Below are 12,856 nucleotides of genomic sequence, written 5' to 3' on the forward strand. Positions count from 1 at the left end.
GCACCAGCCCGTCCTCTCGTGCGCTGTCGCCGATGTGCGAGCGGTCAGAGCCCCAGCACGGCACGCGCGCCGTCTGAGTCCGCCTGGCGGTACTCGTCGGCGAGACGCGCGGCTCGTTCGGCCGCGAGACGCAGGGTGCCGGCGTGCAGTCGCCACTGCGCGTCGAGCGCGGACGAGCGCCGGGTGAACGCATTCTGCGCCTCGCCGTCCCAACGACTCTGCAGGTCTCGCGCCGAGCCCGACAGGGAGTCGAGGGTCTCGACGATCGACGCGGCCGACGCCGCTGTGCTCGCGGCGGCCTCGGCGAGGAGATCCGGATCGACCTTGAGATCCATGGCCGGTCAGCTCTCCAGCCCGGGCGACGGGTAGCCGCGTCGCGCATCGGATTTCAGGCTCGTCGCGATGTCGGAGTCCTCGCCGAACAGCTCGGCACTTCGCTCGGCCAGTGCCGACATCGCCTTGTGCTGGGCCATCGCGATGGTCTCGAGCGTCACCTGCGCCAGGGCGGGCAGCGTGAGCGCTTCGGCCGCGGGGCCGAACTCGAGCCCGGCGAGCTTGCCGCCGACCTTCGAGCTCACGGTGACCTCTCCGCGAGGGCTGCGGGCCGACTCGACGAGCGTGTCGACGTCGGCCGCGAGGGCCTGCGCGCGCGCCTGGTTCTGCTGCGCCTGCCGATTGATGTCATCGAGCTGCTTGCGGGCGGCGGCGAATCCCTCATCGATGCCGAACGTGCTGTCGTCCATGTGGTCCTCTTTCATTCCTGCACTGTCACGCCGGTCGGAACCTCGGGCACGTCTCCGGGCCACGATCCGAGCCGCTCGCGGTTCTGCGCGCCCTGATCCTTGTCTTCCATGAGGTCGATGGCGGCAGTGCTGTACGGGCTCGGTGACGACGTGGAGTCGCGCGCCCAGCCTGCCTGTGCGGCGGCGGCGGCCACGTCGAAGCCCCCGCTCGAGGATGTGCGCACCCTGACGTCGATGCGCGCATTCGGCATATAGCCCTCGCGCACGGACCAGACCGATGCCACGACGAAGTCGACCAGCGCGGCCCCGTCGGCGATCGCGAAGCCCGGCTCGACTTCGAGACCGACCGCGTACCCGGTGTTGCCCTTCACGTTCGGCTTGTCGCCGCCGGCGATGTCGGAGACGACGATGCCGGGGATCGACTCGAGGGACTCGCGCATCTCGGCCAGAGTCTGTCCACCTGACGCGGCATCGTGCGGGATGTCATTCTGGGCACCGCCACCGCCACCGCCGCCGCCGAAGGCGCAGCCGGTGAGCGCGAGCACGCTCATGGCGACCGCGGAGAGGGCGAACCAGCGCTTAGCGGCCATATCTCATCATGTCCTCGAGTCGGTACTGCATGTCGGCCCAGATGCTGACATCCGAGATGCCGGCGTAGGCCGGATTGGTGTTGCCGGGGAATCCCATTCCCGTCAGGATCGTCTCGTCGTACGCGCCGGTGACTTCGAAGACGCCGTGGCCGTCGACGTTGCGAAGTCGGAACGCGACCTCGCCCGGATACTCCGGGTGCCCCGGCTGGGCGGCGATCACGAAGCCGTCGGCCGTGACCTGCTGCACGACGATGTCACCTGCGGTGACCCCGGGGATGCCCATCCCGAACAGCGACGTCTTGATCGTCTGCCCCTCGCCGGTGAGCTGCATGTTGAGCTGCGAGTTGTCGCCCTCGCGAGAGGGGAGGAACACATGGCCGAACTCCTGCTGGAGCATCTGGTTCAGCTGCTCGGTGGTCATGTCCGTGGCGCCGAGATCGAACTGGTGCGAGTAGCCCAGGTCATAGTCGCCGCGGATCTCGTGATCAGAGCCGGGATACGGAGTGGGTCCGGGGTTGTAGGTGTCGCCCAGGCTTCCCGGCGGGATCGCGCCGGGCAGGCCGCCCAGCGGGCCGAGGAGCGTGCCAGGGGGGAACTGCGCGAGCAGCTCGCCGAGCAGGTCTTCCAGCCGCTGGTGGAAGGGGATGATCGCGCGGTAGAGATCCGTGGCGAGACGCAGCATCTCGCGCAGGGCCTGCAGAGCGCGGTCGATGTTCGACGTGACCTCGGACACGACCTGCGCGCAGTTGTCGGCGAACTCCTGAATCACCTGCGCCTTCTTGTCGAGCTCCCATGGCCAGCTGCCGAACAGGAAGTCCTTGATGCTGCCGCCGACGGTCGACAGCAGCTCGAAGCCGGCGCACACGAGCGAGCGCATGATCTCCACCGCACGCACACACAGCTGGAGGGCCTGGCTCATGACCTTCGACCAGTCGGCGATCGAGTGCGTCGCCGCGGTGAGCACGCGCAGCGAACCCTCGACCACGAGAGCCGTGATGCCCTGCACATGACCGCTGATCTGGGTGAGAGCCTGTTGGTAGAGCGCAGAGGTCGATTGCACATCGCCTGCGTATGTCTCCCATGCGTGGGACGCCTGGTAGAGGCCGGCGGGGTCGCCGGTCACCTGCTCGAGCAGCTGCTCCAGCGGGCGGACGAACTGCATGATCTCGGATGCGAAGCCGCTGAGCCCGCCGCCGCAGTCGTCGCCGGCACCGCCGCCGGCCGGAAGCTGACTGCTCCAGCTGCCGGAGGCCAGAGAGGCGGCTGCTGCGTCGGCCTCGGGGAGTACGGCGGTGCTCACCTCAACCCTCCGACGCGATGCGATCGAGGTCGGCGCGGCCGGTGTCGTCGACGGTGTGGAATCCCTCGACGGCCTTCTGCACGCCGTCGGCGGTGCGCTGCGAGACGGTGCCGACGAAGCCCGCGGCACCCTCGACGACACTGCCGATCGAGTTCAGCACAGGCGGGATGAACGCTCCGATCGGGCCGAATGCCATGCCAGGCACCGCGGAGGAGATGCTGTTCCGCGACGCCGCGAGTTGCGATGCCGCCTCTGTCAGGGCAGTGCGCACGGCATCGTAGGCCTCGCTGCTGACTTCGATCTGCGCCATCTGTTCGAGCTCCCCCGTGAAGTGCGTGCCGGACCGCCGGATCGGCGAGCAGACGGATTCCACGATATGTCGGCATCATGCGGATGCCAAGCTCCCACCACGGCGGGTGGATCCTTCCCGCCGGCAGTGTCGGTGGCGCGGCCTAGACTCGTAGAGCCATGACCGAAGCCCCCCTCATCGTCCCCGGATCCGTCGGCCCCCGCTCCACCGGAGCGCAGGGGCAGGACGACCTCCTCGCCGGCCTCAACCCGCAGCAGCTCGAGGCGGTGACCTATCGCGGCCCCGCGCTGCTGATCGTGGCTGGCGCAGGTTCGGGCAAGACCAGCGTGCTCACCCGCCGCATCGCCTCGCTGCTGAGGGCGCGAGAGGCCTGGCCCAGCCAGATCCTCGCGATCACCTTCACCAACAAGGCAGCCGGTGAGATGCGCGAGCGAGTCGAGGCGATCGTCGGCGAGGCCGCTCGGGGCATGTGGATCTCGACGTTCCACTCCGCCTGTGTGCGGATCCTCCGGCGCGAGGCCCAGCAGTTCGGGTTCACCAAGTCGTTCACGATCTACGACTCGGGCGACTCGCGCGCGCTGATCAAGCGTCTGGTCAAGCAGCACGAGGCCGACGCCTACGGGCTCACCCCCGGTGCCGTGCAGTCGCGCATCTCGAAGCTCAAGAACGAGCTGTCGGACGCCGACGCCTACGCGCGTCAGGCGAACATGAGCGACCCGGCCGAGCGGATCTTCGTCGAGCTGTTCGCCGACTACCAGCGTCAGCTGCAGAAGGCGAACGCGTTCGACTTCGACGACCTGATCGGGCAGACGGTGCACCTGTTCCGTGCGTTCCCGCAGGTCGCAGACACCTACCGCCGTCGTTTCCGTCACGTCCTCGTCGACGAGTATCAGGACACGAACCACGCCCAGTACGCGCTCATCCACGAGCTCACGCGGCCGGTGACCGGCGAGAGCCCAGATCCGTATGCCTCCAACGGCATGATGATCTTCGAGCCCGAGACCACTCCCGAGCTCGAGGGCGCCTCGCTCACCGTGGTGGGTGACTCCGACCAGTCGATCTACGCCTTCCGCGGCGCCGACATCCGCAACATCAGCGAGTTCGAGCGCGACTTCCCCGGTGCGCGCGTCGTGCTGCTCGAGCAGAACTACCGGTCGACCCAGAACATCCTCTCCGCGGCGAACGCCGTGATCGGCAACAACTTCGACCGCAAAGACAAGAAGCTCTGGAGCGACAAGGGCGACGGCGACATGATCGTCGGCTTCACCGGGTACTCGCAGCACGATGAGGCGCAGTTCGTGGCCGACGAGGTCGAGGCGCTGCACCGTGCCGGGATGCCGTACTCCGAGGTGGCTGTCTTCTATCGCACGAACTCGCAGTCGCGCGCACTGGAAGAGATCTTCATCCGCTCGGCCGTGCCCTACAAGATCATGGGCGGCACGAAGTTCTACGAACGTGCCGAGATCAAAGACGCTCTCGCCTATCTGGTCGCCGTCGCGAACCCCGCCGACGAGATGGCGGTGCGACGCATCCTCAACAAGCCCCGCCGCGGCATCGGCGATGTCACCGAGACGGCGATCGCCCGCTTCGCCGAAGAGCACGACATCACGTTCCGCCAGGCGCTGTCCGTGCCCGAGCAGCTGGGCTTCGGCCCGAAGATCCAGGCCGGCATCGCCCAGCTCGATGCCGTGCTGGCCGAAGCGACCGAGATCATGCTCCCCGCCTCCGGCGAGGTGCCCGCACCCACCACCGTCGCCGACGGGCTCAGCGTGCTGCTGTCGAAGAGCGGCTACCTCGATGCGCTGCGCGCGAGCCGCGACCCGCAGGACGAGGCGCGTGTCGAGAACCTCGACGAGTTCGTCGCCGTCGCCCGCGACTTCGCACGCAACAATCCCGACGGGACGATCGTCGACTTCCTCACGGAGGTCGCCCTCGTCTCGGACGCAGACGATCTCGACGACGAGTCGGGTTCGGTGTCCCTGATGACTATGCACACCGCGAAGGGACTCGAGTACGACGCGGTGTTCGTGACCGGCGTCGAAGAGGATCTCATCCCGCACCGCATCTCGGCCGGAGAGCCGGGCGGCCCGCAGGAGGAACGTCGGCTCTTCTACGTCGGCATCACCCGCGCACGCAAGCGTCTGCACCTGTCGCTCGCGATGACCAGGGCCCAGTTCGGAGAGGTCTCGGTCGCCATGCCCAGCCGTTTCCTGCAGGAGATCCCCGCTGGGCTCATCGACTGGCGCCAGTCGCCGGGTGACGTCAACTCTCGCGGTGGCATGCAGTCCCGCGCGCTCAATGCGCGCCGAGGCGGCGGATTCGGTGGCTCCGGTTCGGGCGACCGATTCGGCGTGAAGCAGTTGCCAGGGCGCGACTCGCTCAAGCCCCTGTCGACAGCGATGGACAAGTTCCCCAACCGGGTGACGGCGAAGATGCGCGACAACGGCGACCTCGAGCTCGTCGCCGGTGATCGCATCCGCCACTCGGACTTCGGCGAGGGACGAGTCGATGCGGTGACGGGCGAGGGGGCCAAGCGCATCGCGCACGTGCGTTTCGATTCCGCCGGCCAGAAGAAGCTGTTGATCAAGGTCGCGCCGATCGAGAAGATCTAGCCCTGTGGCGGGTTAGGCTGGCTGATATGGCCCTGTTCTCCCGCCGCAAGAAGTCCGCTGACGACGCCGTCGCCGACCAGACCGAGACTGAGACCGAGACCGAGGAGTCTGCCGTCGACGCTCCGGAGGCGGAGGCAGCCTCCGAAGCCGCCGAGGTCACGCCCACGATCGGGATCTCCGTGCAGGCGTTCCGCGGTGTGGGCGCGCAGGCCGGACCCGAGGTCGAACTGCCCGACCCAGACGCGGCTCCCGCGGCATCCGCACCGACCGCCGCACAGGCTCCCGCGGCACCGGCCGCGGCACCTGCGCCCGTGGTCGAGCCCGAGCGCAAGCTGCCCCTGGCACCCGCGCTGCCACCCGAGCAGACCGAGACCGTCGCGGGCATGAAGGACAACGTCCTGCTGCGCGAATCGCTCAAAGAGGTCGAGCAGGGTGCGACCAACGAGCAGCTTCTCGGAGTTCTCCGCCAGGCGCTGCAGGGCCACATGTACATCCGGGTGAACGGCGATGCTCGTGCGCAGATCAGTGAGGGCAAGCCCCTCGCTGTCGCGGTGGTGCGCGATGGCGAGCGGCAGTTCATGCTGGCGTTCAGCTCGGCGGCCGCCGTGCGCGACTCCGTGCAGCTCGAGAAGGACCCGACGGCGACCTCGGCCGTCGCCCAACCCGTCACGTCGGTTCTGCAGCAGGTGGTCTCCGGTGATTTCGCCGGCCTCATCGTCGACAACGCCTCGGCCCCGCACCGGGTGGTGTTCCCGACCGAACTGCTGCAGAAGGCCCTCGAGCAGGCGGATGTCGACATGACCGTCAAGTCGCTCATCGCCGCCCCGCGGGAGCAGGACACCGCCTCGAAGGTCGGTGAGGCGCTCGCGACGAAGCGCATGTGGGTCGCCGTCAACGAGGGCAACCCCGGAGGACAGGTCGGCATCGCCGAGGCGCAGACTCCTGACGGCAAGCGGTTCCTGCAGCTGTTCTCGCACCCGCTCGAGGTGCTCGCGCTCGGTCGCGGCGACCGACCGCTGCCGTTCGAGCCCCTGCAGCTGGCGAAGATCCTGTCGAGCCACATCGACATGGCCGGTGTCATCATCGACCCGGCCGGGCCGAGCATCGTGGTCGAGCGCGATGCGCTCACCTCTGTGCTGATCCTGGCGATCGACATCGACGACTGACGGGCTTCCGCGCGTCGCACCCGCCCCCTAGGGTCGGAGCATGGCCTCAGAACGCGTGCCCCTGACCGTCATCGATCCTGATGGGGAGCGCGAGGTCGTGCTCTCCAGCCCGAACAGGGTGGTGTGGCCGAAGGACGGCATCACGAAGGCCGAGCTCGCGGAGTACTTCCAGCTCGTCAGCGCTCCGTTCCTCGAGGCGAACGGCAACCGTCCCGTCTCGCTCGAGCGCTTCCGTGACGGGCTCGGCAGTGACGGCTTCTTCTCGAAGAACCCGCCCAAGGGCACGCCCGACTACGTCGACGCGGTCACGGTGACTTACAACAGCGGGCGTCGCCATCCGCAGATCGTGCTCAACCGACCCAGCGCGATCGTCTGGGCGGCGCAGATGAACACGATCGTGTTCCACCCGTGGGCGTCGCTCGCCTCCGACCCCGACAACCCGGTCGAGTTGCGGATCGACCTCGATCCACAACCGGGAACCGGGTTCGCCGATGCCATTCCCGCCGCACACGCGCTGCGAGAGGTGCTCGGCGAGGTCGGGCTCGACGCGTTCGTGAAGACCAGTGGCAACCGCGGGCTGCACGTGTTCGCACCGATCGAGGCGACGCACGAGTTCCTCGACGTGCGGCACGCCGTGATAGCGGCCGGCCGAGAGCTGGAGCGACGGATGCCCGAGCGGGTCACGATGAGCTGGTGGAAGGAGGAACGAGGGGAGCGGGTCTTCATCGACTTCAACCAGGCCAACCGCGACCGCACGATGGCCGGTGCCTACAGCCCTCGGGCTCTCCCCGGCGCCACTGTCTCGACTCCGGTGCACTGGGACGAACTCGACGACCTCGACCCCGCCGGGTTCACGGTGCGCAGCATTCCGAAACGACTCGATGAGGTCGGAGATCCCTGGGCGGGCAAGCAAGACAAGCCCGGTCGCATCGACACGCTGCTGGAGTGGTGGCAGCGTGACCTCGGGGCGGGTCTGGGGGAGCTGTCGTTCCCGCCCGAGTTCCCGAAGATGCCGGGCGAGCCCCCGCGTGTGCAGCCGAGCAAAAAAGTCGAGGGCAACTGGGACGCGAACGGCGACCCGATCGACGGGTGAGCCTCAGCCGATGACGGCGGCCAGGTCGTATCCGGCCACCGTGTCGAGCTGGTCGTAGGTGCACGAGCGGGCATCCCGGTCGGGACGCCAGCGCTCGAACTGCACTGTGTGCCGGAATCGCGAGCCTTCGAGCTGGTCGTAGCGGACCTCGAGCACGAGCTCGGGTCGCAGACGCACGAACGACACGTCCTTCGATCCGCTGAAGCGCGAGCGCTCACCCTCTCCGGTGACGGCATCGCCCGCATCGTCGCGCTCCACCAGCGGGGCGAGCTCCTCGACGAGTTCCCTTCGGCGTGCATCGCTCCATGCGGCTACGCCGCCGACCTGCCGCAGCGTGCCATCGGCATCGTAGAGGCCGACGAGCAGCGACCCGACCCCCGATCCCGATTTGTGCACGCGGTATCCGAGCGCGACCACGTCGGCCGTGCGCGCGTGCTTAATCTTGACGAGGGTGCGCTTGCCCGGCGCGTACGGCTGATCGAGCGGCTTGGCGACCACCCCGTCGAGGCCCGCGCCCTCGAACTCGGCGAGCCAGCGCACTGCCGCGTCACGATCGCGGGTGGTGCGCGTGATGTGCAGGGGATGCTCGACCTCGGCCATCAGCGTCTCCAGGCGCTCGCGACGCTCGGCGAACGGAGTGCTCAACAGGTCTTCGTCGTCGACCGCCAGCAGGTCGAACGCGATGAACATCGCCGGTGTCTCTGCCGCCAGCCTGGTGACTCGTGAGGCTGCGGGGTGGATGCGCTGGCTCAGAGCCTCCCAGTCGAGCCGCTGCGCCCCCGCCGGCCCCGTGGCGACGACGATCTCGCCGTCGAGCAGGCACGGGCCAGGCAGCAGACGGGGGATCGCTTCGACGAGCTCGGGAAAGTACCTGGTCAGCGGCTTCGCCCCGCGGGAGCCGATCTCGACGCTGTCGCCATCCCAGGCGATCAGCCCACGGAATCCGTCCCACTTGGGCTCGAACAGCAGCCCGCCGGTGGACTTCGCGGGGTCAGGGACGGATGCTGCCGCCTTCGCCAGCATCGGGGAGGGGATCTCGTAGCGCATGGGTCCATCCTGGCGGCGGCGGCGCCGCGGCAGAAGGGCGACTTCGGGGCTGTCAGCCGAACAGGTCGTCGAGCGAGACGCGGGTGCCCGCATCCTTCAGCGCCGTCCGGGCGGCGTGCCATCCGGCCATGCCGTTGACTCCGGGCCCCGGCGGGGTCGAGGCCGAAGCGAGATACACGCCGTGCATCGGCGTGCGCCAGGGGGCGGTGCCGAGCACGGGTCTGCGAAGCGCCTGCGGAATGGTGAAGGCGCCGCCCAGGATGTCGCCGCCGATCTCCGACGGGTTGATCGCCTCGCGCGACGACGCGGGCACGGAGTGGTGGGCGAGGATGAGGTCGCGGAATCCGGGCGCGAACCGTTCGACCTGACGGGTGATGAGCTCGGTGGCGTCGAGGTCGGAGCCCTGCGGCACATGGATGTACGCCCACAGCACCGCCTTGCCCTCGGGAGCTCGGCTCGGATCGAAGACCGATGGCTGCACGGACAGCACGTAGGGGCGATCGCTGATGCGGCCGCGGGCGACGGCGTTCTCGCTCTCCCAGATCTCGGCCGCCGATCCGCCGATGTGCACGGTGGGCGACTGCCCGACCTCGGCGTTGGTCCACGGGATGGGGCCGTCGAGCGCGAAGTCGACCTTCGCGGCAGCAGGCCCGTAGCGATAGCCACGGATCGCCCGCGCGTACGACGCGGGGATGTCGGGGTGGGTGAGGGTGAGCCGGGGCGACGTGTTCAGCATCAGCAGATCACCGCGGGCGGGGTCGCCCCAGTCGAGCGATGCCAGGTCGGTGATGTGGGCGCCCGATTCGACGGATCCGCCATGGGCCTCGATGTCGGCGACCATGCTGTCGGCGATGTTCTGCGCACCGCCGCGCGGGTACATCCACCCTCCGGCGTGCGCCTGCGCGGCCAGCAGCAGCCCGGCGGCGGCGCCGGCGAGGGAGGGGAGGGGAGTGTTCGCGTGCGCCAGAACGCCCGCGACCAGGCCCGCGGCCTCTTCGGTGCGGAAGGTGCGCCGGGCCAGGGGCGTGCCCTGCTCGAGCATCCGCAGCGCGAACCGGAGAGCTGTGATCGGCTCGCGGGGAATCCGGAGCATCTGATTTCCGGTGAAGTCGACGACACCCTCGACATGGGTGCTGAGCGGGCGCAGAAGCGACAGCCAGGCGCGCTCGTCGGCGCCGAGCCCCGCTGCGGTGCGCTCGATGTCGCGCCAGGCGATGCCGGCTCTGCCTCCGTCGAGCGGGTGCGCGTAGGAGACGTCGGGCAGAATCCAGTCGATCCGGTCGGCGAGGCCGAACGCCTGGAAGAACGACGACGAGAGCGCGGCCGGATGCACCGCGGCACAGACATCATGGCGGAAGCCGGAGAGGGTCGACTCGGCGGTGCGGACTCCGCCGCCGATGGTGTCCGCCGCCTCGAGGACGCGCACCTCGTAGCCCGCTCGGGCGAGGGTCACGGCCGCCGCCAGGCCGTTCGGTCCGGAGCCGATGATCGTCGCGCGTGCCATTCGGCCAGTCTTCCATGCCCGGGCGTGAGATCCTTGAGGAAATGAATGAAGTTCAGGGCCCGACCCCCACAGGCAACTCCCGTCCGTACCGAACCCTCGCGGAGGCGCTCCGAGCGCACCGCATCGCCGAAGAGAACCATGAGTTCATCGCGGCGATCACGGATGCCGTCGGCATCTCGTCCTACATCGACCGAGGCCGCTACATCGAGGCGATCCGCCGCGGTGAGGGCGCCTCGCTGCACATCGGCAAGACCTACACCAACGGCTTCGCCGAAGATGAGGTCGTCGTCGTCGGCTCCACACCCCTGCGTCTGCGACCCAGCGAGGGCCGTGCTCCGTACTTCTTCGTGACGCACCCGAGCGAGTTCCGACCCATCGCTCCGGTCAAGGCGAAGCGCACCACGACTCCTCGAGTCGCGGCGGCGCCGAAGGCCGAGCGTGCGACGAAGACGAGCGAGCGCGACTACGGCGTGTGCGACGTGTGCTTCATGGTGAAGACGCCCGCCGGCGGTTGCGGCTGCGACTGACGCCCGCGGTCACCGCGTCTCGAAAGGCACCCCGGTGAGCTTCTCGGACACGTCCCAGATCCTCCGGGCCGACGCATCGTCCCGCAGACGCGAGTAGAGCTTCTGGGGCGCGGGCGGGCCGCCGAGGTGACCGATCCCCGACGGCCCGTAGAACCCTCCGCCGACGGCATCCGCTGAGGTCGCCGCGTAGAGCGCGGGAAGTCCTGCGGACTCGGCGGTGCCGACGATCAGACCTCGGCGTGAGAGCGCGTCGATGACGCGGCGCGCTGGCGTCTGCGTCGCGCGGCCGAGATCCGGCTGCGCGGCCAGCAGGTTCGTCGGTGCGACCCCCGGGTGCGAGAGCAGGCTGGTGATGCCCCATCCCTCGGCCTCGCTGCGTCGCTGAAGTTCGAGCGCGAACATTCCGAACGCGATCTTGGACTGGCTGTAGGCGCGCATCCCGTTGTACGAGCGCTCCCACTGCAGGTCGTCCCAGTTGATGCCTCCGCTGTCGGCCGCGACGCTGATCTGCGACACGACCCTGGCTTCACCGGCCACGAGCAGGGGGAGCAGCCGTCCGACGAGTGCGAAGTGCCCCAGATGGTTGGCACCGAACTGCAGCTCGAAGTCGTCCGCCGTGGTGCTGCGGTCGGGCGGCGTCATCACTCCGGCGTTGTTGATGAGGATGCTGATCGGCTCTCCGTCGTCTTGCAGCGTCGATGCGAATGCGGCGACCGAGTCGAGCGACGAGAGATCGAGATCCCGCAGCGAGATGCGTGCCTGCGGAGTCGTCTCACGGATGCGAGCGATCGCCGCCTCGCCCTTGGTCCGATTGCGGACGGGCATGACGACCTCCGCGCCCGCGGCGGCGAGACGCGTGGCGATGCCCATCCCGATTCCGTCGCTTGCTCCGGTGATAACGGCGCGCGCACCGTGGAACGGCGGGATGGTCTGTTCTGCGTTCTTCCGCGGCATGTTCTCTCTTCTTCCTCGTCGGCTCCGATGCTCTCCCGTGTCCGCCGCGCGAACCAGGGATCGTCGATCCGTGGATCGCGCGGGAGTCGGCTGGTAGAACAGAGACGACGGCGGGAGAAGCGCATGGCGGTGGACCGACGGGGGCTCGCGGAGTTCTTGAGAACGAGGCGCGAGGCGCTGCAACCCGAGGATGTCGGGCTCGCCCGCGGAGAGCGGCGACGCACCGACGGCCTGCGAAGAGAGGAAGCGGCTTCGCTGTGCCACATGTCGACCGACTACTACGCGCGGCTCGAACAGGAACGCGGGCCCCAGCCCTCCGACCAGATGGTGGCGGCGATCGCCCAGGGACTGCACCTCTCGCTGGCAGAGCGAGACCATCTCTTCGCCCTCGCCGGTCACACGCCACCGGCGCGGGGCGCCGAGAGCGACCATGTGAGTCCGGGAATGCTGCGGATCTTCGATCGACTGTATGACACTCCCGCCGAGGTGGTCACCGAACTCGGCGAGACTCTGCGTCAGAGCCCGTTGGGCAGTGCCCTGGTGGGGGATCTCGTCGGTCTCCGTGGCCCTTCGCGCAGCATCGGATATCGATGGTTCACCGACCCCTCCGCCCGGCTGATCTACGACCCGGAGGATCATCCGTTCCTCTCCCGGCTGTGGGTGTCGGGGCTGCGTGAGATCGCCGCTCGTCGGGGCCCTGGGTCTCGGGCGGCGCGTTATGTCGAGCTCCTGACGGACCGGAGCGAGGAGTTCCGACGCATCTGGAAGAAGCACGAGGTAGGCCTTCGCCCCGGCGCGACCAAGCGCTTCATACATCCCGAGCTCGGGCGTCTCGAGCTCACGTGCCAGACGCTCGTCGATCCTGAGCAGTCGCACTCCCTGCTGGTCTACACCGCGGCGCCGGGCAGCGAGAGCCACGAGAAGCTGCGGCTTCTCTCGGTGATCGGTGGTCAGAGATTCGTCGGCGATCCCGCGCCGACCACTTCAGGCGGCAAGACCGACGGCTGACC

The 12,856-nt window shown here is 68.7% G+C and carries 13 protein-coding genes; 5 read left to right on the forward strand and 8 right to left on the reverse strand.

The window, feature by feature from the left end:
• Positions 1 to 44: 44 nt before the first annotated feature.
• From FIV50_RS04565 to FIV50_RS04585, 5 genes are read right to left on the reverse strand one after another with little or no spacing between them, the layout of a single operon-like run.
• Positions 45 to 335 carry a WXG100 family type VII secretion target gene (locus tag FIV50_RS04565; RefSeq protein WP_140036399.1) on the reverse strand — a complete coding sequence of 97 codons (291 nt, stop codon included), beginning with the start codon at positions 333 to 335 and terminating at the stop codon, positions 45 to 47.
• 6 nt (positions 336 to 341) lie between these two features.
• Positions 342 to 743, reverse strand: coding sequence for a YbaB/EbfC family nucleoid-associated protein (locus FIV50_RS04570; protein ID WP_140036400.1), 402 nt, complete (start codon positions 741 to 743; stop codon positions 342 to 344).
• An 11-nt stretch (positions 744 to 754) separates the two neighbouring features.
• Entirely contained in the window at positions 755 to 1,333 is a 579-nt protein-coding gene (locus FIV50_RS04575; RefSeq protein ID WP_140036401.1) for a hypothetical protein, read from the reverse strand.
• Entirely contained in the window at positions 1,323 to 2,633 is a 1,311-nt protein-coding gene (locus FIV50_RS04580; RefSeq protein WP_140036402.1) for a hypothetical protein, read from the reverse strand. Before FIV50_RS04580 ends, FIV50_RS04575 begins: the two co-directional genes overlap by 11 nt.
• 1 nt (position 2,634) lies before the next feature.
• Positions 2,635 to 2,943: a hypothetical protein gene (locus FIV50_RS04585; RefSeq protein WP_140036403.1), complete on the reverse strand. Its 309-nt coding sequence runs from the start codon at positions 2,941 to 2,943 to the stop codon at positions 2,635 to 2,637.
• Positions 2,944 to 3,101: 158 nt separating this feature from the next.
• Here FIV50_RS04585 and FIV50_RS04590 point away from each other — a divergent pair, with 158 nt between their 5' ends.
• Genes FIV50_RS04590 through ligD form a run of 3 tightly spaced genes read left to right on the forward strand, consistent with a single transcriptional unit; the run spans position 3,102 to position 7,814 of the window.
• Positions 3,102 to 5,555: an ATP-dependent helicase gene (locus FIV50_RS04590; protein ID WP_140036404.1), complete on the forward strand. Its 2,454-nt coding sequence runs from the start codon at positions 3,102 to 3,104 to the stop codon at positions 5,553 to 5,555.
• Positions 5,556 to 5,581: 26 nt separating this feature from the next.
• The gene (locus FIV50_RS04595) at positions 5,582 to 6,721 is read left to right on the forward strand and encodes an SseB family protein (protein ID WP_140036405.1); all 1,140 of its coding nucleotides are present in this window, start codon (positions 5,582 to 5,584) and stop codon (positions 6,719 to 6,721) included.
• Between the two features lie 40 nt (positions 6,722 to 6,761).
• A complete protein-coding gene (ligD, locus tag FIV50_RS04600) occupies positions 6,762 to 7,814 on the forward strand; it encodes a non-homologous end-joining DNA ligase (protein ID WP_140036406.1) in 1,053 nt (350 codons plus the stop codon).
• Positions 7,815 to 7,817: 3 nt separating this feature from the next.
• Here the strand turns inward: ligD and FIV50_RS04605 are convergent, their stop codons facing one another.
• Positions 7,818 to 8,861, reverse strand: coding sequence for an ATP-dependent DNA ligase (locus FIV50_RS04605; protein ID WP_140036407.1), 1,044 nt, complete (start codon positions 8,859 to 8,861; stop codon positions 7,818 to 7,820).
• Positions 8,862 to 8,913: 52 nt separating this feature from the next.
• Positions 8,914 to 10,365, reverse strand: coding sequence for a phytoene desaturase family protein (locus FIV50_RS04610; protein WP_140036408.1), 1,452 nt, complete (start codon positions 10,363 to 10,365; stop codon positions 8,914 to 8,916).
• Positions 10,366 to 10,406: 41 nt separating this feature from the next.
• Between FIV50_RS04610 and FIV50_RS04615 the strand changes: the two genes are divergently transcribed.
• Complete coding sequence (locus FIV50_RS04615) at positions 10,407 to 10,892, forward strand: hypothetical protein (RefSeq protein ID WP_140036409.1); 486 nt, start codon at positions 10,407 to 10,409, stop codon at positions 10,890 to 10,892.
• Positions 10,893 to 10,901: 9 nt separating this feature from the next.
• Here the strand turns inward: FIV50_RS04615 and FIV50_RS04620 are convergent, their stop codons facing one another.
• Complete coding sequence (locus FIV50_RS04620) at positions 10,902 to 11,846, reverse strand: SDR family oxidoreductase (protein WP_140036410.1); 945 nt, start codon at positions 11,844 to 11,846, stop codon at positions 10,902 to 10,904.
• 123 nt (positions 11,847 to 11,969) lie between these two features.
• Here FIV50_RS04620 and FIV50_RS04625 point away from each other — a divergent pair, with 123 nt between their 5' ends.
• A complete protein-coding gene (locus tag FIV50_RS04625) occupies positions 11,970 to 12,854 on the forward strand; it encodes a helix-turn-helix transcriptional regulator (RefSeq protein ID WP_140036411.1) in 885 nt (294 codons plus the stop codon).
• Positions 12,855 to 12,856 lie beyond the last annotated feature (2 nt).

The organism is Microbacterium foliorum, assembly GCF_006385575.1.
GTDB lineage: Bacteria > Actinomycetota > Actinomycetes > Actinomycetales > Microbacteriaceae > Microbacterium > Microbacterium foliorum_B.

What these genes read in the sequence shown, in the direction of transcription:
- FIV50_RS04565 (WP_140036399.1), bottom strand. Translation starts at nt 335, where the DNA reads ATGGATCTCAAGGTCGATCCGGATCTCCTCGCCGAGGCCGCCGCGAGC.
- FIV50_RS04570 (WP_140036400.1), bottom strand. Translation starts at nt 743, where the DNA reads ATGGACGACAGCACGTTCGGCATCGATGAGGGATTCGCCGCCGCCCGC.
- FIV50_RS04575 (WP_140036401.1), bottom strand. Translation starts at nt 1,333, where the DNA reads ATGGCCGCTAAGCGCTGGTTCGCCCTCTCCGCGGTCGCCATGAGCGTG.
- FIV50_RS04585 (WP_140036403.1), bottom strand. Translation starts at nt 2,943, where the DNA reads ATGGCGCAGATCGAAGTCAGCAGCGAGGCCTACGATGCCGTGCGCACT.
- FIV50_RS04590 (WP_140036404.1), top strand. Translation starts at nt 3,102, where the DNA reads ATGACCGAAGCCCCCCTCATCGTCCCCGGATCCGTCGGCCCCCGCTCC.
- FIV50_RS04595 (WP_140036405.1), top strand. Translation starts at nt 5,582, where the DNA reads ATGGCCCTGTTCTCCCGCCGCAAGAAGTCCGCTGACGACGCCGTCGCC.
- ligD (WP_140036406.1), top strand. Translation starts at nt 6,762, where the DNA reads ATGGCCTCAGAACGCGTGCCCCTGACCGTCATCGATCCTGATGGGGAG.
- FIV50_RS04605 (WP_140036407.1), bottom strand. Translation starts at nt 8,861, where the DNA reads ATGCGCTACGAGATCCCCTCCCCGATGCTGGCGAAGGCGGCAGCATCC.
- FIV50_RS04610 (WP_140036408.1), bottom strand. Translation starts at nt 10,365, where the DNA reads ATGGCACGCGCGACGATCATCGGCTCCGGACCGAACGGCCTGGCGGCG.
- FIV50_RS04615 (WP_140036409.1), top strand. Translation starts at nt 10,407, where the DNA reads ATGAATGAAGTTCAGGGCCCGACCCCCACAGGCAACTCCCGTCCGTAC.
- FIV50_RS04620 (WP_140036410.1), bottom strand. Translation starts at nt 11,846, where the DNA reads ATGCCGCGGAAGAACGCAGAACAGACCATCCCGCCGTTCCACGGTGCG.
- FIV50_RS04625 (WP_140036411.1), top strand. Translation starts at nt 11,970, where the DNA reads ATGGCGGTGGACCGACGGGGGCTCGCGGAGTTCTTGAGAACGAGGCGC.